We start from the raw sequence: 20,191 nt of genomic DNA, 5'->3' as shown, positions 1-20,191 counted from the left end.
TTTGGCCTGTGGTTTTTGTGTTGTCTGTCAGGGCCTCATCGCGAGCAAGCTCGCTCCCACAGGGTTTTGCGTCGTTCGCAAGCCCAATGTGGGAGCGAGCTTGCTCGCGATGAGGCCATCACTGGCGAGTAGTTTTTCAGGCTGTACAGAAATTGCAGATACAAAAAAGCCCCGCTCTTCTTTCGAAGGCGGGGCTTTTGCAGCTTCAGGCGATCAGAACAAATCGATCGGCGCCGCTTCATCCGCAGGCAGTGGGCTACCCGGCGCGGTGCCGTTGCCCAGCTCGTTGGCCGACGGTGGCGTGTCTTCGGCCTTGAACAGCTCGAAGTAGGCGCCTGGCGTGCCTGGGGTGGCTGCACGGCCGCTGACCGGGTCGACTCGCAGGCTGAGGATGCCTTCCGGCTCTGCCTGCGTATGGGGTGGCAGGCCTTTGAGTGCGGCGCCCATGTAACTCATCCAGATCGGCAGGGCGACGGTGCCGCCGAATTCCTTGCGACCCAGGCTTTCAGGCTGGTCGAAACCGGTCCAGACAGTGGTCACATAATCGGCGTTGTACCCAGAGAACCAGGCGTCCTTGGATTCGTTGGTGGTACCGGTCTTGCCCGCAATGTCGCTGCGGCCCAAGGCCAGGGCGCGGCGGCCGGTGCCGAGTTTGATCACGTCCTCGAGCATGCTGTTGAGGATGAACGTGGTGCGACCATCGACGATGCGCTCGGCTACGGCCGGCGTTTGTGGCGCTGGCTGGGCAGTCAGCGCTTCGCCCGGGGTTGCGTTGACGGTGAAAGCGTTGGCCACGACAGGAGCGGCGATGCCGTCGGTGGCGATGTTGCCTTTCGGGACGCTCGGCGGGTTGGCGACGAACAGCGTGTCGCCATTGCGGCTTTCGATCTTGTCGATGATGAAGGGGCTGATCTTGTAGCCGCCGTTAGCGAAAGTGCTCCAGCCGGTGGCGATTTCCATTGGCGTCAGCGTCGCGGTGCCCAGGGCCAGGGACAGGTTGGGCGGCAGGTCCTGCTTGTTGAAGCCAAAGCGCGTGATGTAATCGATGGTCCTGCCAACGCCCATGGCTTGCACCAACCGGATCGAAACCAGGTTACGCGACTTGTACAGGCCTTCACGCAAGCGGATCGGGCCGAGGAACGTGTTGGTGTCGTTCTTTGGACGCCAGACCTTGTCCAGGTACTCGTCGACGAACACGATCGGTGCGTCGTTCACCAAGCTGGAGGCGGTGTAGCCGTTATCCAGCGCTGCACTGTAGACGAACGGCTTGAAGCTCGAACCCGGCTGGCGCTTGGCCTGCATGGCGCGGTTGTAGTTGCTCTGTTCAAAGGCGAAGCCGCCGACCAAGGCGCGAATGGCACCGTTCTGCGGATCGAGGGAAACCAGCGCGCCCTGAGCCTGCGGGATCTGGCTGAATTTCAGCGAGTTGTCCGGCTGGCGTTGCACACGAATCAGGTCGCCGACCTGGGCGACGTCCGAAGGCTGCTTCGGGTTGGCACCCATGCTGTTGGTGTTGAGGAATGGGCGCGCCCATTTCATGCTGTCCCAGCCGACGTGTTCGTCACCGGTACGGGTCATCACTTGCAGGCCGGTCTTGTCGACCTGGGTGACGATGGCGGGCTCAAGGCTGCTGATGGTGCGCTGTTTGGTCAGCTCGGTTGTCCAGGCCTCGCGAGTCTTGCCCGGCAGGCGCGACTCGGGGCCGCGATAACCATGACGCTGGTCGTAGGTCATCAACCCTTCGTGAACCGCGGTGTTGGCCATTTCCTGCAAGTTGCTCGGCACCGTGGTGGTGACGCGGAAACCCTCGGTATAGGCGTCGCTGCCATAACGGCCGACCATTTCGGCGCGGGCCATTTCAGCGATGTACGGCGCATTCACTTCCGGGGTCGGCACGTGATAACTGGCGTTCAGCGGCTCGTTGATCGCGGTGGTGTAGTCGGCTTCGGTGATTTTGCCGAGCTTGTACATGCGCCCAAGGATCCAGTCGCGACGTTCCTTGCTGCGGGCCGGATTGGCCAGCGGGTTGAAGCGCGAAGGGGCTTTTGGCAGGCCGGCGATCATCGCCATCTGCGCCAGGCTGACATCACGAATCGACTTGCCGTAGTAAACCTGCGCGGCGGCCTCGATACCGTAGGCGCGGTTGCCCAGATAGATCTTGTTGACGTACAGCTCAAGAATCTCGTCCTTGGTCAGCTGCCGTTCAATCTGCAGAGCCAGGAGGATTTCGGTGGTTTTGCGCGAGAAGCTGCGTTCGCTGGTCAGGAAGAAGTTCTTCGCCACCTGCATGGTGATGGTGCTGCCGCCGGACTGAATGTGTCCGCTTTTTACCAACTGGGTGGCCGCGCGCATCAGACTGCTGGGGTCGACACCGTAGTGATTGGCGAAGTTGTCGTCTTCAGCACTTAGTAACGCATTAATGAAATTGGCGGGAATGTCGGCGAACCGGATTGGTGTGCGGCGCATTTCGCCAAATTCTGCGATCAGCTTATTGTCGCTGCTGAAGACCCGCAAAGGAATCTGCAACTGGATGCTTCTCAGCGCCTCCACGGATGGCAAACCCGGACTAAGGTAGAGAAAGGCGCCGCTAAGACCGAGGAGCAGTCCGCAGAAAACGGCGACGATGGACCAACCGAAAAATTTCAGCAGACGAATCAAGGCTTTTGGACATCCAGGGCAAAGAATGAATTTGGCATCAGGGTTCAGATAAACAGGGAACGACCCGCGCTTGAAGTAAAAACCGGAAAAAAACGCTGGGCATTATAAGCATTTTTCCGTCGAGGGCGTCATTTGCGCTGCTGTCAAGACGGGTGGTTTGAACGCAACGGATATTACAGAGTCCGTAAGACACGGATAGTCATAGGGAATTGGTAGTGCTAGGACTCTTCAATAAAAAGGCCAACACGCTTCTGGGGATCGACATCAGCTCCACGTCGGTCAAGCTTCTGGAGCTAAGCCGCCAAGGCGACCGCTATCGGGTCGAGGCCTATGCGGTGGAACCTTTGCCCACCAACGCGGTGGTCGAGAAAAATATCGCCGAGCTCGAAGGCGTAGGGCAGGCACTCGCGCGCGTGCTGCTCAAGGCCAGAACCAACCTCAAGAACGTCGCCGTGGCCGTGGCCGGTTCGGCGGTGATCACCAAGACCATCGAGATGGACGCCGGTCTTTCCGACGACGAAATGGAAAACCAGCTGAAGATCGAGGCGGATCAATACATCCCTTATCCATTGGACGAAGTGGCCATCGACTTTGAGGTCCAGGGCGTTTCTGCGCGCAACCCCGAGCGAGTCAATGTGCTGCTGGCGGCCTGTCGCAAGGAAAACGTCGAGGTGCGGGAAGCGGTCCTGGCCCTGGCCGGCCTGACAGCCCGCGTGGTCGACGTCGAGGCCTATGCGTTGGAGCGTTGCTACGGATTGCTGGCGAGCCAACTGGCTGCTTCTCAGGAGCGTGTGACGGTAGCGGTGGTTGATATCGGCGCCACCATGACCACTCTGAGCGTGCTGCACCAGGGGCGGATCATCTATACCCGCGAGCAATTGTTCGGCGGTCGTCAACTGACGGAGGAAATCCAGCGACGTTATGGCCTGACCCTCGAGCAGGCGGGGCTGGCGAAGAAGCAGGGTGGATTACCGGACGATTACGTCAGTGAGGTGTTGCAGCCGTTTCGCGATGCGCTGGTGCAGCAGGTGTCGCGTTCGTTGCAGTTTTTCTTCGCCTCCGGTCAGTACAGCTCGGTTGATCACATTCTGTTGGCCGGCGGTACCGCATCGGTCCCGGGGCTGGACCGGTTGATCGAACAGCGATTGGGTACGCCGACGCAAGTGGCCAACCCATTCGCCGACATGACCCTGGGCAGCAAGGTCAACGCCGGTGCCCTGGCCAGCGATGCGCCGGCACTGATGATCGCCTGCGGGCTGGCCCTCAGGAGTTTCGACTGATGGCGCGGATCAATCTTTTACCCTGGCGCGAAGAGCAGCGTGAAGCGCGCCGCAAACGCTTTTTGCTGGCGCTGGTCGGTGTGATGGTGGGGGCCGTGGGCGCGGTGCTGATCGCGAACCAGGTCATCAGTGGCGCTATCGATCGGCAAGTGGCTCGTAACGACTACATCGGCAAACAGATTGCCGTCGTCGACGAGCGGATTAAACAGATCAGCGATTTGAAGGCTCGTCGCCAGCAACTGGTCGAGCGCATGCGCATCATTCAGGACCTGCAAGGCAACCGGCCGATCAGCGGGCGTATTTTCGATCAACTGGCGCGGACGCTGCCTGACGGCGTGTATTTCACTGAGGTGAAAATGGCCGGCAAGTCCTTGTCCATCACAGGAGCGGCGGAGTCCAACAATCGTGTGTCAGACCTGATGCGCAATCTGGATGCGTCAGATTGGTTTGATGCGCCCAGCCTCACGGAAGTCAAAGCGACGACCGCCGGTCAGCTGGATCAGGCCAACGTCTTTCAGCTGACCGTTCGTCAGACTCAGCCCGCCGCTGCGGAGGGCGGCAAATGAGGCTGACTGAATGGTTCGAAGGCCTGCGCAAGATCGACATCAATGACCTGGACACCAACAACATCGGTTCCTGGCCGCCAGCGATCAAGGCGTTGGCCGGAGTCCTGCTGATGATTCTGGTGCTGGCCCTGGGCTACAGCTTTTCGATGAGCGACCTTGAAACCCGACTGGAACAAACGCGCGAGGAAGAGTCGACCCTCAAGGAGCAATTCGCCAATAAAGCCCACATGGCGGCGAATCTGGAGCTGTATACGCAGCAGATGAAGGAAATGGAGACCTCCTTTGGCGTGCTGCTGCGGCAATTGCCCAGTGACACCGAAGTGCCCGGCCTGCTGGAGGACATCACTCGCACCGGCCTGGGCAGTGGCCTGGAGTTTGAAGAGATCAAACTGCTGCCGGAGAACACGCAGCAGTTCTACATCGAGCTGCCGATCCAGATCACCGTCACCGGTGCCTATCACGACCTGGCGACCTTCGTCAGCGGCGTGGCCGGGCTGCCACGGATCGTCACCTTGCATGACTTCGACCTTGCGCCGGTCAACCCGGAAGGTGGTCCGAAGTTGCGCATGAGCATCCTCGCCAAGACCTACCGCTACAACGACAAGGGGCTGCAAAAATGAGCCCGATTCGTTGCTTTTCGATGGTTGTGTTGGTCGCCGGCCTGGCCGGTTGCGGCAGCGACAATGACTTCAGCGACCTGGACGCGTACATGAACGAAATGCGTTTGCGTGCGCCCGGCAAGATTGAACCAACGCCGACATTTCGGTCTTACCCAACATTCGCCTACAGCGCCGCCAACCTGCGAAGCCCGTTTTCCCGACAGGTCAGAGTCGATCTGGCCGGCCAGAAACACGGCTCGCGCAACGTCAAACCTGACCCGGATCGGGTCAAGCAGTACCTCGAAGGTTTCAACATCGAGCAGTTTGAAATGGTCGGAACGATCGCCAATGCGACCGGCTCCTTTGCGCTGCTGCGCGGGGCGGGCGGGGTGCATCGGTTGAAAGTCGGCGATTACCTGGGGCGTAACGATGGGCGGATCGTCGCCATCAGTGGCTCACAGGTCGATGTGGTCGAAATCGTTCCCGACGGCGAAGGCGCCTGGCTGGAGCGGCCGCGGACCATCCCTTTGAAAGAGCACTCATAGTGGAACTCGAATAATGAACAGGATTTTCTCAACCTTCGGTATTTCGCTATGGATAGCGTTGCTGTCGCCGATGGTACTAGCGGCCAACCTCAAAGCGCTGGATGTCGCCGCGCTGCCGGGGGACCGCGTCGAGTTGAAGTTGTCGTTCGATGGGCCGCCACCGCCGCCTCACGGTTACACCACGGAATCGCCTGCACGGATTGCGCTGGATCTGCCTGGCGTCGTCAGTCAGCTAAAAAGCAAAAATCGTGACCTGGGCGGCGGAAATGCCCGCAGCGCCACGGTGGTGGAAGCCAAGGACCGTACGCGACTGATCATCAATCTGACCCAGTTGACTCCGTACAACGCACGGGTCGAAGGCAACACGCTGTTCGTGGTGGTCGGCCAAAGTGCCAACAAAACGGCCTCCAGCCCGGCGCCCAAAACGCCGCGCGCCGCGACTGCAACGCCAGCCCCGGCGAAAGCTTATGCGCCAGTGGGCAAGGCCATCCGGGGTGTGGATTTCCAGCGCGGTACTCAGGGCGAAGGCAATGTGGTCATCGATCTGTCGGATCCTTCCATCGCCCCCGACATTCAGGAGCGCGACGGCAAGATCATCCTCGGTTTCGCCAAGACCCAATTGCCTGAACCGTTGCGTGTCCGTCTGGACGTCAAGGATTTCGCCACACCAGTGCAGTTCGTCAACGCCAGTGCCACGGGTGATCGGGCCACGATCAGCATTGAGCCCAGCGGCGCCTTCGATTATTCGACTTACCAGACCGACAACAAGCTGACCGTCAGCATCCGGCCGATGACCGTCGATGACTTGCAGAAGCGCAACACCGAGCGTTTCGCCTACACCGGTGAAAAGCTCTCGCTGAATTTCCAGGACATCGATGTGCGTTCGGTGCTGCAACTGATCGCCGATTTCACCAATCTCAACCTGGTGGCCAGCGACACGGTGCAGGGCGGCATCACGCTGCGTTTGCAGAACGTACCGTGGGATCAGGCGCTGGATCTGGTGTTGAAAACCAAGGGCCTGGATAAACGCAAGATCGGTAACGTTTTGCTGGTGGCGCCAGCCGATGAAATTTCCGCCCGCGAGCGTCAGGAACTGGAGTCGCAGAAGCAAATCGCCGACCTGGCACCCCTGCGTCGCGAGCTGTTGCAGGTCAACTACGCCAAAGCTGCCGATATCGCCAAGCTGTTCCAGTCGGTGACCAGTGCTGAGGCGAAAGCCGACGAGCGGGGCTCGATCACGGTGGATGAGCGGACCAATAACATCATTGCCTACCAGACCCAGGATCGCCTCGACGAACTGCGCCGTATCGTCGCGCAACTGGATATCCCGGTGCGTCAGGTGATGATCGAGGCGCGCATCGTCGAAGCCAACGTCGACTATGACAAAAGCCTCGGCGTGCGCTGGGGCGGTTCGGTGCAGAACAAGGGCAACTGGAATACCTCGGGCGTCAGCAATGGGGCTGACGCTTCGTCGACCATCGGTACGCCTGGCAGCACCAGCACCAACTCGCCGTTCGTCGACATGGGCACCGCCGCCAACACCTCGGGGCTCGGTATCGCGTTCATCACCGACAATGTGCTGCTGGATCTCGAGCTGACGGCCATGGAGAAAACCGGCAACGGCGAAATCGTCTCGCAGCCCAAGGTGGTCACCTCGGACAAGGAAACCGCGAAAATCCTCAAGGGCACCGAGATTCCCTACCAGGAAGCCAGTTCCAGCGGCGCGACCTCGGTGTCGTTCAAGGAGGCCTCTCTGTCTCTGGAGGTGACGCCCCAGATCACTCCGGACAACCGGATCATCATGGAGGTCAAGGTCACCAAGGACGAACCGGACTACCTGAACAAGGTGCAGGATGTGCCGCCGATCAAGAAAAACGAGGTCAATGCCAAGGTCCTGGTCAACGACGGCGAGACCATCGTGATTGGCGGGGTTTTCTCAAATACTCAGAGCAAGGTTGTAGATAAGGTGCCATTTCTCGGTGATGTGCCGTATCTTGGCCGCCTTTTCCGGCGTGACGTGGTTTCGGAGAAAAAATCCGAGCTGCTGGTATTTCTCACTCCGCGTATCATGAATAACCAGGCGATTGCTGTGAGTCATTGATTCTGTGCGAAATTTGATTCTTGTTGGACCGATGGGGGCTGGAAAAAGCACCATCGGCCGGTTGCTGGCCAAAGAGCTGCGCCTGCCATTCAAAGATTCCGATAAGGAAATTGAATTGCGCACGGGCGCCAATATCCCGTGGATTTTCGATAAGGAAGGCGAACCGGGCTTTCGTGACCGCGAGCAGGCGATGATTGCCGAGTTGTGCGGCTGCGATGGCGTGGTGCTGGCGACCGGTGGCGGCGCGGTAATGCGCGAAGCCAATCGTCGGGCGCTGCACGCCGGGGGGCGAGTAGTCTATCTGCATGCGTCTGTCGAGCAGCAGGTGGGCCGCACTTCCCGCGATCGCAATCGACCCCTGTTGCGTACTGCCGACCCGGCCAAGACCCTTCGGGATCTGCTGGCGATCCGCGATCCGCTTTATCGGGAAATCGCCGATCTGGTGGTGGAAACCGATGAGCGGCCGCCGCGAATGGTGGTGCTCGATATTCTCGAACGCTTGCAGCAGCTACCTCCCCGTTAAAGCTCAGCGCGAAATGCGCTATCCTCGGCGTCCTGTCATGGCCGCTCAAGGTTGTGGCGGATGGCTACCGAACGGCGTCACACCAGCAGACGCCGTGGACATTCGTTAACTCAAGGCAGGACGCCTGATTCCATCTTCACTGTGGGGACACATGCAGACACTCAAGGTCGATCTAGGCGAGCGCAGCTACCCGATTCATATTGGCGAAGGTTTGTTGGATCAGCCTGAGCTGCTGGCCCCGCATATCCGCGGACGGCAAGTGGCGATCATCTCCAATGAGACCGTTGCGCCGCTCTATCTCGAGCGTCTGACCCGCAGCCTCGCACAGTTCTCGGTGGTTTCCGTGGTGCTGCCGGACGGCGAAGCGTTCAAGACCTGGGAAACCCTGCAACTGATTTTCGACGGTCTGCTGACCGCGCGGCACGACCGCCGTACCACGGTCATCGCTCTCGGTGGTGGTGTGATTGGTGACATGGCCGGTTTTGCTGCCGCCTGCTACCAGCGTGGTGTCGATTTCATCCAGGTCCCGACCACGCTGCTGTCGCAAGTCGACTCTTCGGTGGGCGGCAAGACCGGGATCAACCATCCGCTGGGCAAGAACATGGTCGGCGCTTTCTATCAGCCGAATGTGGTGGTGATTGATACCGCTACCCTCAATACCCTGCCGGCCCGCGAACTGTCCGCCGGGCTTGCTGAAGTCATCAAATACGGACTGATCTGCGACGAACCGTTCCTGACCTGGCTTGAAGAAAACGTCGATCGCCTGCGCGCTCTGGATCAGGTCGCCCTGACTTACGCCATCGAGCGCTCTTGCGCGGCCAAGGCTGCGGTGGTCGGTGCCGACGAACGGGAGACCGGTGTTCGCGCCACGCTCAACCTGGGTCACACCTTCGGCCATGCCATCGAAACCCACATGGGCTATGGTGTCTGGCTACATGGTGAGGCGGTCGCTGCTGGCACCGTAATGGCCTTGGAAATGTCCACGCGCCTGGGCTGGATCAGCGAGCAAGAGCGCGATCGAGGCATTCGTCTGTTCCAGCGTGCCGGCCTGCCGGTTATCCCGCCTGAAGAGATGACTGAAGCCGATTTTCTCGAACACATGGCAATTGACAAGAAAGTGATCGACGGTCGTTTGCGCCTGGTGCTGCTGCGCCACATGGGCGAAGCGGTGGTGACCGACGATTATCCGAAAGAGGTTTTACAGGCCACGCTGGGAGCGGATTACCGCGCTCTGGCTCAGCTTAAAGGTTAATAAGATCCCAATGACTAGTTTGCACGCCGACGAGGCTTTCCTCGGCCATTACCAGTTGAGTCATGACCCTTTTTCTCCACGGGTGCCTGGCTTCAAATTCTTCCCGGCCCAGCGCAAACCGGTGCTGGGACAGCTGCATCACCTGGCACGCTACAGTCAGTTGCTGCTGGTCGTCACCGGCCCGCAGGGCAGTGGCAAGACGCTGTTGCGTCAAGCCCTGGTGGCCAGCACCAACAAGCAGTCTGTGCAGAGCGTGGTGGTTTCCGCCCGTGGTGCCGGTGATGCGGCCGGCGTGCTGCGTCAGGTGGCTCAGGCGCTGAACGTCGCCCAGCCCGAGATCGGCGCGATTCTGGCTCAAGTGGTGCAACTTGCGTTGACGGGGCAGGAAGTCTATTTGCTGGTGGATGACGCCGAGCAGCTCGACGAATCCGCGCTGGAGGCCTTGCTGGCCCTGGCCGCCGGTGCACCTGAAGGTCGCCCGCATGTGTTCCTGTTCGGCGAGTCTTCGCTGATTGCTCAGCTGGAGGCGCTGAGCCTCGAGGAAGAGCGTTTCCACGTCATCGAATTGCAGCCTTACACCGAAGAAGAAACCCGCGAATATCTGGACCAGCGTCTCGAAGGCGCCGGCCGGGGTATCGAACTTTTCACCGCGAATCAGATCTCTGATATTCACGAAAGCTCCGACGGTTGGCCTGGCACCATCAACCAGGTTGCCCGCGATGCAATGATCGAAGCCATGATTGCCAGCCGCTCAGCGGTGAAGCGTCCAAGTATGGGGTTCAACATGCCGAAGAAACACGTATTGGCGATTTCCGCCGTTGTCGTGGTCGCGGTAGCCGCCGCCTGGTTGATGCCGGGTCGCAGCAAAGCACCGACCACTGGCGCACCTGCCAACGAACAGGCGCAACTGCCGCTCGGCCAGGGCACGCCACAACCAAACAGCGGCGGCGCGCCTGCCGTCGAATTCGCCGGTAACTCGCAGCCGATGCCATTGCCGCTGGTCGGCAACTCGCAGCCGGTCATGCGCGGTCCGCTGGCCGAAGCCGCCGGTGGCATCACCGAAGGCGATGACGGCGTGCCGGTCGAAGGTTCGAGCGCTACGCCGCCGACCGTGACCACCACCGCGCCTCCAGCAGGTATGTCGGCCGGTCCTGCGCCGACGCCAGCCGCCAAGCCTGTGCCTGCACCGACTCAGGTCGCGACTGCCAAGCCAGCCCCGGTTGCGCCTGCCGTGAAGCCGACTCCGGCGCCAGCCAAGCCCGCCGTCGCTGCTGCTGCCAAACCTGCCGAGAAACCAGCCACCGTGGCCAAGGCCGCAGGCGGCACGTGGTACGCAGGGCAAGCGCCGGGTAACTACGTGGTGCAGATCCTCGGCACCAGCTCCGAAGCGGCCGCGCAATCCTTCGTCAAGGAGCAGGGCGGCGAGTACCGTTATTTCAAGAAAGTCCTCAACGGCAAGCCACTTTACGTCATCACTTACGGTAGCTTCGCCAACCGCGATGCAGCCGTTACCGCCATCAAGGCCTTGCCAGCGAAGGTTCAGGCTGGTAAACCTTGGCCTCGCTCTGTCGCCAGCGTCCAACAGGAACTGGCAACAGCTCGCTGAAGATTCGGCGGCCTTACCCAGGCCGCCTCTCCCGGCACCTCAAAATTTCTACAAGTGCATGCCGCCTCTACAGGCCGCGTGCCTTGTGGTGTCTGCGTCACAGTAGTCTTTGAGTCGTTGCAGTCAAAATTAAAAAAGTTTTGACTAGCACAGCAGATCGCTTTAAACCTTTCACAAATGCGACATAGATTTGCGACATTTCGTCGTCAAATTTGTGAGCCTCTGTGTCGGTGTGTACAATGACCTCCCTTTTGCCCCCGCAAAGCTGGCGTACGTTCGGCGTGGATGGCAAGTGGTTGAATTGAAAAGAAATTTGCCTCGACAAGAGGCAGCCTGGTGAGAAAGTGTCTATGAAAGCAGGTCTGTACCAACCAGATGAATTCAAGGATAACTGCGGTTTCGGCCTGATAGCCCATATGCAGGGCGAGCCCAGTCATACCCTTTTGCAAACGGCCATTGAGGCCCTGACCTGCATGACCCACCGCGGTGGGATCAACGCCGACGGCAAGACCGGTGACGGTTGCGGTCTGCTGATTCAAAAGCCGGATGTGTTCCTGCGAGCCATCGCCCAGGAAACCTTCGGCGTCGAGCTGCCCAAGCAATATGCGGTGGGCATGGTTTTCTTCAACCAGGACCCGGTCAAAGCCGAAGCCGCTCGCGAAAACATGAACCGCGAGATCCTGGCCGCTGGTCTGCAACTGGTCGGCTGGCGCAAAGTGCCGATCGACACCAGCGTCCTTGGCCGCCTGGCCCTTGAGCGCCTGCCGCAGATCGAACAAGTGTTCATCGCCGGTGATGGCCTGAGCGATCAGGACATGGCCGTCAAGCTGTTCACCTCCCGTCGTCGCTCGTCCGTGGCCAACGCCGCCGACGCCGATCACTACGTCTGCAGCTTTTCGCACAAGACCATCATTTATAAAGGCCTGATGATGCCGGCGGATTTGACCGCCTTCTATCCAGACCTCAGCGATCAGCGCCTGCAAACCTCGATTTGCGTGTTCCACCAGCGCTTCTCGACCAACACCCTGCCGAAATGGCCGCTGGCTCAGCCGTTCCGCTTCCTCGCCCACAACGGCGAAATCAACACCATCACCGGCAACCGCAACTGGGCCGTGGCCCGTCGCACCAAGTTCACCAACGATTTGATGGACCTGGAAGAGCTCGGCCCGCTGGTCAACCGTGTCGGTTCCGACTCCTCCAGCATGGACAACATGCTTGAGCTGATGGTCACCGGTGGTATCGACCTGTTCCGTGGCGTGCGGATGATCATTCCGCCTGCGTGGCAGAACGTCGAAACCATGGACCCGGACCTGCGTGCGTTCTACGAATACAACTCGATGCACATGGAACCGTGGGACGGCCCGGCCGGCGTGGTAATGACCGACGGTCGCTACGCGGTGTGCCTGCTCGACCGTAACGGTCTGCGTCCAGCGCGTTGGGTCACCACTAAAAACGGCTTTATTACCCTGGCCTCGGAAATCGGTGTCTGGAACTACCAGCCTGAAGACGTGATCGCCAAGGGCCGCGTTGGCCCGGGTCAGATCTTTGCCGTGGACACCGAAACCGGTCAGATCCTCGACACCGATGCCATCGACAACCGCTTGAAGTCGCGTCATCCGTACAAGCAATGGCTGCGCAAGAATGCCCTGCGCATTCAGGCGACCATGGAAGACAACGACCACGGTTCGGCGTTCTACGACGTCGATCAGCTCAAGCAGTACATGAAGATGTACCAGGTCACTTTCGAAGAACGTGATCAGGTGCTGCGTCCGCTCGGCGAGCAAGGGTACGAAGCCGTCGGCTCGATGGGCGACGATACGCCGATGGCCGTGCTGTCCCAGCGCGTGCGCACGCCGTACGACTATTTCCGCCAGCAGTTCGCGCAGGTTACCAACCCGCCGATCGACCCGCTGCGTGAAGCCATCGTCATGTCGCTGGAGATCTGCCTCGGTGCCGAGCGCAACATCTTCCAGGAGTCGCCGGAACACGCCTCGCGCGTGATCCTCAGCTCGCCGGTCATTTCCCCGGCCAAGTGGCGCTCGCTGATGAACCTCGATCGTCCGGGCTTCGAGCGCGCGATCATCGACCTCAACTACGACGAAAGCGTCGGCCTCGAAGCGGCCATCCGCAACGTCGCCGATCAGGCTGAAGAAGCCGTGCGCTCCGGTCGTACCCAGGTCGTGCTGAGTGACCGTCACATTGCCCCGGGCAAGTTGCCGATCCACGCTTCCCTGGCCACCGGCGCGGTGCACCACCGTTTGACCGAGAAAGGCCTGCGTTGCGACTCCAACATCCTCGTGGAAACCGCCACCGCTCGCGACCCGCACCACTTTGCAGTGTTGATCGGTTTCGGCGCCTCGGCGGTCTATCCGTTCCTGGCGTACGAAGTGCTGGGCGACCTGATCCGCACCGGTGAAGTCCTGGGCGACCTCTACGAAGTGTTCAAGAACTACCGCAAAGGCATCACCAAAGGTCTGCTGAAGATCCTGTCGAAGATGGGTATCTCGACCATCACGTCTTACCGTGGTGCGCAGTTGTTTGAAGCCATTGGCCTGTCTGAAGAAGTCTGCGACCTGAGCTTCCGTGGCGTGCCAAGCCGCATCAAGGGCGCGCGTTTCGTCGACATCGAAGCCGAGCAGAAAGCCCTGGCCGCCGAAGCCTGGAGCCCGCGCAAGCCGATCCAGCAAGGTGGTTTGCTGAAATTCGTCCACGGCGGCGAATATCACGCCTACAACCCGGACGTGGTCAGCACCCTGCAAGCCGCTGTGCAGCAGGGCGACTACAGCAAGTTCAAGGAATACACGGCGCTGGTGGATAACCGTCCGGTGTCGATGATTCGCGACATGTTCAAGGTCAAAACCCTGGACACGCCGCTGGACATCAGCGAGATCGAACCGCTGGAATCGGTGCTCAAGCGCTTCGACTCCGCCGGTATCTCGTTGGGCGCACTGTCGCCGGAAGCTCACGAAGCCCTGGCCGAAGCCATGAACCGCCTCGGTGCGCGTTCCAACTCCGGCGAAGGCGGCGAAGACCCGGCGCGTTACGGCACCATCAAGAGCTCGAAAATCAAACAGGTTGCGACTGGCCGTTTCGGTGTGACCCCGGAATACCTGGTCAACGCTGAAGTGCTGCAGATCAAAGTCGCTCAGGGCGCCAAGCCCGGCGAAGGTGGTCAGCTGCCAGGTGGCAAGGTCAACGGTCTGATCGCCAAGCTGCGTTACGCAGTGCCGGGCGTGACCCTGATTTCGCCGCCGCCGCACCACGACATCTATTCGATCGAAGACTTGTCGCAGCTGATTTTCGACCTGAAACAAGTCAACCCGAAGGCCCTGGTCTCGGTGAAGCTGGTTGCAGAAGCGGGCGTCGGCACCATCGCTGCCGGTGTGGCCAAGGCCTACGCGGACTTGATCACCATCTCCGGTTACGACGGCGGCACCGGTGCATCGCCGCTGACCTCGATCAAATACGCGGGCGCGCCGTGGGAACTCGGCCTGGCCGAAACCCACCAGACCCTTCGTGGTAACGACCTGCGCGGCAAAGTGCGGGTACAAACCGACGGCGGCCTGAAAACCGGCCTCGACGTGATCAAGGCGGCCATCCTTGGCGCTGAAAGCTTCGGCTTCGGCACCGCGCCAATGATCGCGCTGGGCTGCAAGTACCTGCGTATCTGCCACCTGAACAACTGCGCCACCGGCGTCGCGACTCAGAACGAGAAGCTGCGCAAGGATCACTACATCGGGACCGTCGACATGGTGGTGAATTTCTTCACCTACGTCGCCGAAGAAACCCGTGAGTGGCTGGCCAAGCTGGGCGTGCGCTCCCTCGAAGAGCTGATTGGTCGTACCGATCTGCTGGACATCCTCGAAGGCCAGACTGCCAAGCAGCAACACTTGGACCTGACGCCATTGCTGGGCAGCGATCACATCCCGGCGGACAAGCCTCAGTTCTGCCAGGTCGAGCGCAACCCACCGTTCGACAAAGGCCTGCTGGCCGAGAAAATGGTCGACCTGGCCACTTCAGCCATCAACGACATGAGCGGCGCCGATTTCGCCCTGGATATCTGCAACTGCGACCGTTCGATCGGCGCGCGGATCTCCGGTGAAATCGCTCGCAAGCACGGCAACCAAGGCATGGCGAACGCGCCGATCACCTTCCGCTTCAAAGGGACTGCCGGTCAGAGCTTCGGTGTGTGGAACGCTGGCGGCCTGAACATGTACCTGGAAGGCGACGCCAACGACTACGTCGGTAAGGGTATGACCGGCGGCAAGCTGGTTATCGTTCCGCCGAAGGGCAGCGTCTACAAGACTCAGGACAGTGCCATCATCGGCAACACCTGCCTGTACGGCGCCACGGGCGGCAAGTTGTTTGCCGCCGGCACCGCGGGCGAGCGTTTTGCCGTGCGTAACTCCGGTGCCCACACGGTTGTGGAAGGCACGGGCGATCACTGCTGCGAGTACATGACCGGTGGTTTCGTCTGCGTGCTGGGCAAGACCGGTTACAACTTCGGCTCAGGCATGACCGGCGGTTTCGCCTACGTGCTCGACCAGGACAACAGCTTCGTTGACCGGGTCAACCACGAACTGGTGGAAATCCAGCGGATCAGCGGTGAGGCGATGGAAGCCTATCGCAGCCACCTGCAACGCGTGCTGAACGAATACGTCGAGGAAACCGACAGCGAGTGGGGTCGTAACCTCGCTGAAAACCTCGATGACTATCTGCGTCGTTTCTGGTTGGTCAAGCCCAAGGCTGCCAATCTGAAATCGTTGCTTTCCAGCACCCGTGCCAATCCGCAGTGATATGCGCCTGAAGAGTTTGATGAGGTTTTAACAATGGCTGAACGTCTGAATAACGACTTCCAGTTCATCGACGTCGGGCGCAAAGATCCGAAGAAGAAACTGTTGCGTCAACGCAAGAAAGAGTTCGTGGAAATCTACGAACCCTTCAAACCCCAGCATTCGGCCGATCAGGCTCACCGCTGCCTGGGTTGCGGTAACCCGTATTGCGAATGGAAGTGCCCGGTGCACAACTTCATTCCGAACTGGCTGAAGCTGGTGGCCGAGGGCAACATCCTTCAGGCCGCCGAGCTGTCGCACCAGACCAACACCCTGCCGGAAGTCTGCGGCCGGGTGTGCCCGCAGGATCGTCTGTGCGAGGGTGCCTGCACCCTCAACGACGGTTTCGGCGCGGTGACTATCGGTTCGGTCGAGAAGTACATCACCGACACCGCGTTCGCCATGGGCTGGCGCCCGGACATGTCCAAGGTCATACCGACCGGCAAACGTGTTGCAGTGATCGGCGCAGGCCCGGCCGGTTTGGGCTGTGCCGACGTGCTGGTACGCGGCGGCGTGACCCCGGTGGTGTTCGACAAGAACCCGGAAATCGGCGGTCTGCTGACCTTCGGCATCCCTGAGTTCAAGCTGGAAAAGACCGTGCTGAGCAATCGTCGCGAAGTCTTCACTGGCATGGGCATCGAGTTCCGTCTGAACACCGAAGTGGGCAAGGACGTGACCGTCGAGCAACTGCTCGAAGAGTACGATGCCGTGTTCATGGGCATGGGCACCTACACCTACATGAAGGGCGGCTTTGCCGGTGAGGATTTGCCGGGCGTGCACGACGCGCTGGACTTCCTGATCGCCAACGTCAACCGCAACCTGGGCTTTGAAAAGTCGCCGGAAGATTTCGTCGACATGAAAGGCAAGAAGGTGGTGGTACTGGGTGGCGGCGACACGGCGATGGACTGCAACCGTACGTCGATTCGCCAGGGCGCCAAATCGGTGACCTGCGCTTATCGTCGTGACGAAGCGAACATGCCGGGCTCGCGCAAAGAAGTGAAGAACGCCAAGGAAGAAGGCGTGAAGTTCCTCTACAACCGCCAGCCAATCGCCATCGTTGGCGAAGACCGCGTCGAAGGCGTGAAGGTGGTCGAGACCCGTCTCGGCGAACCGGATGCCCGTGGTCGTCGCAGTCCTGAGCCGATTCCGGGTTCCGAAGAGATCATTCCGGCTGATGCCGTGGTCATCGCGTTCGGTTTCCGTCCGAGCCCGGCGTCGTGGTTCGAACAGCACAGCATCCAGACCGATAGCCAGGGCCGCGTTGTGGCCCCGGAACAAGGCAAATATAAACACCAAACCAGCAACCCGAAAATTTTCGCAGGTGGCGACATGGTTCGCGGTTCTGACCTGGTGGTGACGGCGATCTTCGAAGGCCGCAATGCCGCCGAAGGGATCCTGGATTACCTGGGCGTCTGAACCCGATCCTGACCTGAAATGGGATCAAATGTGGGAGCGAGCTTGCTCGCGATAGCGGTGTAACAGTCAACTTAGATGTTGGATGTTATGGCCTCATCGCGAGCAAGCCCGCTCCCACACTGGTTTGTGGTGTTGCAAAAACAGTGTTCCACCGCGACAAATTGACCCGATAGACAAAAGGCTGACCTGCAACCGTGCCTTTTGCGTCGCGCTCTGAGAAAATGCCCGCACTTTTTTTCCGGATGCCGACATGACTGCCCTGAAGAACGACCGTTTCCTTCGCGCCCTGCTCAAGCAACCCGTAGACGTCACGCCTGTCTGGATGATGCGTCAGGCCGGTCGCTACCTGCCGGAATACCGTGCCAGCCGTGCCAAGGCCGGCGACTTCATGAGCCTGTGCATGAACCCGGAGTTCGCTTGCGAAGTCACGATGCAGCCGCTCGACCGTTACCCACAACTGGACGCGGCGATCCTGTTCTCCGACATCCTGACCATCCCGGACGCCATGGGCCAAGGCCTGTACTTCGAAACCGGTGAAGGTCCGCGCTTCAAGAAAGTCGTCAGCACCCTGGCCGACATCGAAGCCCTGCCGATCCCTGATCCGCACAAAGACCTCGGCTACGTCATGGACGCGGTCAGCACCATCCGCCGCGAACTGAACGGCCGCGTGCCGCTGATCGGTTTCTCCGGCAGCCCATGGACCCTGGCCACCTACATGGTCGAAGGCGGCTCGTCGAAAGACTACCGCAAGACCAAAACCATGCTCTACGACAACCCGCAAGCCCTGCACTTGTTGCTGGACAAGCTGGCTCAGTCGGTCACCAGCTACCTCAACGGCCAGATCATGGCCGGCGCGCAAGCGGTGCAGATCTTCGATAGCTGGGGCGGCAACCTCTCGGCGGCGGCGTACCAGGAATTCTCCCTGGCCTACATGCGCAAAATCGTCAGCGGCCTGATCCGCGAACACGAAGGCCGCAAAGTGCCGGTCATCCTGTTCACCAAGGGCGGCGGCCTGTGGCTGGAAAGCATCGCCGACGCCGGCGCTGACGCGTTGGGCCTGGACTGGACCTGCGACATCGGCAACGCCCGCGACCGCGTCGGCAACAAAGTCGCCCTGCAAGGCAACATGGACCCGACCGTGCTCTACGCCAAGCCAGAAGCCATCCGCACCGAAGTCGGCCGCATCCTCGCCAGCTACGGCAAGGGCAGCGGCCACGTGTTCAACCTCGGCCATGGCATCACCCCTGAAGTCGACCCGGAACACGCCGGCGCCTTCCTGCGCGCGGTGCATGAACTGTCGGCGCAGTATCACGAGTGATCGTGACGGGTTAACAGACACCCGGCTTTAATGTGGGAGCGAGCTTGCTCCGGGCGGCGTTCCGACGATGGCGGCAGATCAGTCAACAAAAATGTTGAATGTGAAGCCCTCATCGCGAGCAAGCTCGCTCCCACAGTTGTTTGTGGTGGGACGAATTCAGGCCTTCACACCGGCCAGGGGTGGCAACTTCGCCAGTTTCAACGCCACCAGCAGCGCAATCACCAGCAACCCGCCAATAAACGACCCGATCCCGTTCCATCCACCCATGTGCCAGAACACCCCGCCCGCCGTCCCGGCGATGCTCGACCCGGCGTAATAGCTGAACAGGTACAGCGACGACGCCTGCCCCTTGGCCTTAATGGCGCGGCGGCCAATCCAGCTACTCGCCACCGAATGGGCGCCGAAGAAGCCGAAAGTGAAGATCAACATACCAATGATCACCAGTGGCAGCGGCGTGAGCATGGTCAGGGCGAGTCCGGCGATCATCAGCACGATGGTTGCCCATAACACCTTGCGCCGGCCCAGTTTGTCGGCCAGCGAGCCAATCTTCGCGGAGCTGTAAATCCCCGACAGGTACACCACCGACAGCAACCCGACAAACGCCTGGTCCATGTTGTAAGGCGCGGCCAGCAGGCGATAGCCGATGTAGTTGAACAGCGTGACAAACGCGCCCATCAGCACAAAGGCTTCAAGGAACAACAACGGCAGGCCGGCGTCGCGAAAGTGCATGGTGAAGCCGTCAATCAAGCTGCGCGGGTGTAACGAGCGGGCGCGGAAGTTGCGCGACTCGGGGAGGATTTTCCAGAACACCGTCGCGGCGATCAGCGCGAGGCCACCGATCACCAGCATTGCCGTGTGCCAACTGACGAAATCGATCAACACGCCAGTGATCAAGCGACCGCACATCCCGCCAATCGCGTTGCCGGCGATGTACAAACCCATGGCTAGGCCGATGTGCTGCGGGTGGATCTCTTCGCTCAAATACGTCATGGCGACCGCCGCCAAGCCGCTCAACGACAAGCCTATCAACGCGCGCATCACCAACACGCCGTGCCAGCTCGGCATCATGGAACTGGCGATTGTGCAGAGCGCGGCGGCAAACAGCGCGGCGACCATCACCGGTTTGCGCCCGACGCGATCAGAGATCGGGCCGGTGATTAGCAGACCAATGGCGAGCATGCCGGTGGCGACCGAGAGGATCAGGCTGCTCTGGGCGGCGTTGATAGAGTACTCATGGGACAGCAGCGGCATCATCGGCTGCACGCAATAGAGCAGAGCGAAGGTTGCGAAGCCGCCGGCGAACAGTGCCAACACCGTGCGCATGAACAACGGCGTGCCTTTCTCGATGTAGATCTCCTTCAATTCGGCGACAACATCGTCCACCGCTGTGGGCGGAACTTCATGGGCAAGTGGAGCGACAGCAGTTTTCACTTCGGACCTCGGAGGACGCAGCCGGTCAGGCGATGAAAAAAGCATATAGCTGCCTAATGATTCA

13 protein-coding genes are annotated in these 20,191 nt (G+C 60.3%); 11 read left to right on the top strand and 2 right to left on the bottom strand.

What is annotated here, in order from left to right; all coding sequences use genetic code 11:
- Positions 1 to 213 precede the first annotated feature (213 nt).
- On the bottom strand, positions 214 to 2,658 hold the full coding sequence (locus tag MO767_RS14590; RefSeq protein WP_282481075.1) for a penicillin-binding protein 1A: 2,445 nt from the start codon (positions 2,656 to 2,658) through the stop codon (positions 214 to 216).
- Between the two features lie 215 nt (positions 2,659 to 2,873).
- Between MO767_RS14590 and MO767_RS14585 the strand changes: the two genes are divergently transcribed.
- From MO767_RS14585 to hemE, 11 genes are all read left to right on the top strand, one after another.
- On the top strand, positions 2,874 to 3,938 hold the full coding sequence (locus tag MO767_RS14585; protein ID WP_282481074.1) for a pilus assembly protein PilM: 1,065 nt from the start codon (positions 2,874 to 2,876) through the stop codon (positions 3,936 to 3,938).
- The gene (locus MO767_RS14580; protein WP_046045617.1) at positions 3,938 to 4,504 is read left to right on the top strand and encodes a PilN domain-containing protein; all 567 of its coding nucleotides are present in this window, start codon (positions 3,938 to 3,940) and stop codon (positions 4,502 to 4,504) included. The genes MO767_RS14585 and MO767_RS14580 overlap by 1 nt, the downstream gene beginning before the upstream one ends.
- Positions 4,501 to 5,124: a type 4a pilus biogenesis protein PilO gene (pilO, locus tag MO767_RS14575; RefSeq protein WP_282481073.1), complete on the top strand. Its 624-nt coding sequence runs from the start codon at positions 4,501 to 4,503 to the stop codon at positions 5,122 to 5,124. The genes MO767_RS14580 and pilO overlap by 4 nt, the downstream gene beginning before the upstream one ends.
- Positions 5,121 to 5,648 (top strand): pilus assembly protein PilP, encoded by a 528-nt coding sequence (locus tag MO767_RS14570; protein ID WP_282481072.1) that lies wholly within the window; start codon positions 5,121 to 5,123, stop codon positions 5,646 to 5,648. Before pilO ends, MO767_RS14570 begins: the two co-directional genes overlap by 4 nt.
- A gap of 13 nt (positions 5,649 to 5,661) precedes the next feature.
- Positions 5,662 to 7,749: a type IV pilus secretin PilQ gene (gene pilQ, locus MO767_RS14565; protein ID WP_282481071.1), complete on the top strand. Its 2,088-nt coding sequence runs from the start codon at positions 5,662 to 5,664 to the stop codon at positions 7,747 to 7,749.
- A 4-nt stretch (positions 7,750 to 7,753) separates the two neighbouring features.
- Positions 7,754 to 8,272: a shikimate kinase AroK gene (aroK, locus tag MO767_RS14560; RefSeq protein WP_010464421.1), complete on the top strand. Its 519-nt coding sequence runs from the start codon at positions 7,754 to 7,756 to the stop codon at positions 8,270 to 8,272.
- 151 nt (positions 8,273 to 8,423) lie between these two features.
- Positions 8,424 to 9,524 carry a 3-dehydroquinate synthase gene (aroB, locus tag MO767_RS14555; protein ID WP_282481070.1) on the top strand — a complete coding sequence of 367 codons (1,101 nt, stop codon included), beginning with the start codon at positions 8,424 to 8,426 and terminating at the stop codon, positions 9,522 to 9,524.
- Positions 9,525 to 9,534: 10 nt separating this feature from the next.
- Positions 9,535 to 11,130, top strand: a complete 1,596-nt coding sequence (locus MO767_RS14550) for an AAA family ATPase (RefSeq protein ID WP_282481069.1) — start codon at positions 9,535 to 9,537, stop codon at positions 11,128 to 11,130.
- A gap of 350 nt (positions 11,131 to 11,480) precedes the next feature.
- Positions 11,481 to 15,926 carry a glutamate synthase large subunit gene (gltB, locus tag MO767_RS14545; protein ID WP_282481068.1) on the top strand — a complete coding sequence of 1,482 codons (4,446 nt, stop codon included), beginning with the start codon at positions 11,481 to 11,483 and terminating at the stop codon, positions 15,924 to 15,926.
- Positions 15,927 to 15,959: 33 nt separating this feature from the next.
- Positions 15,960 to 17,378, top strand: coding sequence for an FAD-dependent oxidoreductase (locus MO767_RS14540; RefSeq protein ID WP_282481067.1), 1,419 nt, complete (start codon positions 15,960 to 15,962; stop codon positions 17,376 to 17,378).
- Between the two features lie 250 nt (positions 17,379 to 17,628).
- Positions 17,629 to 18,696: a uroporphyrinogen decarboxylase gene (gene hemE / locus MO767_RS14535; RefSeq protein ID WP_282481066.1), complete on the top strand. Its 1,068-nt coding sequence runs from the start codon at positions 17,629 to 17,631 to the stop codon at positions 18,694 to 18,696.
- A gap of 156 nt (positions 18,697 to 18,852) precedes the next feature.
- Here the strand turns inward: hemE and MO767_RS14530 are convergent, their stop codons facing one another.
- Entirely contained in the window at positions 18,853 to 20,127 is a 1,275-nt protein-coding gene (locus MO767_RS14530; protein WP_282481065.1) for an MFS transporter, read from the bottom strand.
- Between the last annotated feature and the right edge of the window lie 64 nt (positions 20,128 to 20,191).

Origin of the sequence: Pseudomonas sp. UYIF39 (assembly GCF_029963765.1) — a bacterium.
Taxonomy (GTDB): domain Bacteria; phylum Pseudomonadota; class Gammaproteobacteria; order Pseudomonadales; family Pseudomonadaceae; genus Aquipseudomonas.
The sequence above is the reverse complement of the archived record's forward strand: the minus strand, read 5'-3'. Positions and strand labels throughout refer to the sequence as shown.

What these genes read in the sequence shown, in the direction of transcription:
- hemE (WP_282481066.1), top strand. Translation starts at nt 17,629, where the DNA reads ATGACTGCCCTGAAGAACGACCGTTTCCTTCGCGCCCTGCTCAAGCAA.
- gltB (WP_282481068.1), top strand. Translation starts at nt 11,481, where the DNA reads ATGAAAGCAGGTCTGTACCAACCAGATGAATTCAAGGATAACTGCGGT.
- aroB (WP_282481070.1), top strand. Translation starts at nt 8,424, where the DNA reads ATGCAGACACTCAAGGTCGATCTAGGCGAGCGCAGCTACCCGATTCAT.
- MO767_RS14570 (WP_282481072.1), top strand. Translation starts at nt 5,121, where the DNA reads ATGAGCCCGATTCGTTGCTTTTCGATGGTTGTGTTGGTCGCCGGCCTG.
- MO767_RS14550 (WP_282481069.1), top strand. Translation starts at nt 9,535, where the DNA reads ATGACTAGTTTGCACGCCGACGAGGCTTTCCTCGGCCATTACCAGTTG.
- pilO (WP_282481073.1), top strand. Translation starts at nt 4,501, where the DNA reads ATGAGGCTGACTGAATGGTTCGAAGGCCTGCGCAAGATCGACATCAAT.
- MO767_RS14540 (WP_282481067.1), top strand. Translation starts at nt 15,960, where the DNA reads ATGGCTGAACGTCTGAATAACGACTTCCAGTTCATCGACGTCGGGCGC.
- pilQ (WP_282481071.1), top strand. Translation starts at nt 5,662, where the DNA reads ATGAACAGGATTTTCTCAACCTTCGGTATTTCGCTATGGATAGCGTTG.
- MO767_RS14580 (WP_046045617.1), top strand. Translation starts at nt 3,938, where the DNA reads ATGGCGCGGATCAATCTTTTACCCTGGCGCGAAGAGCAGCGTGAAGCG.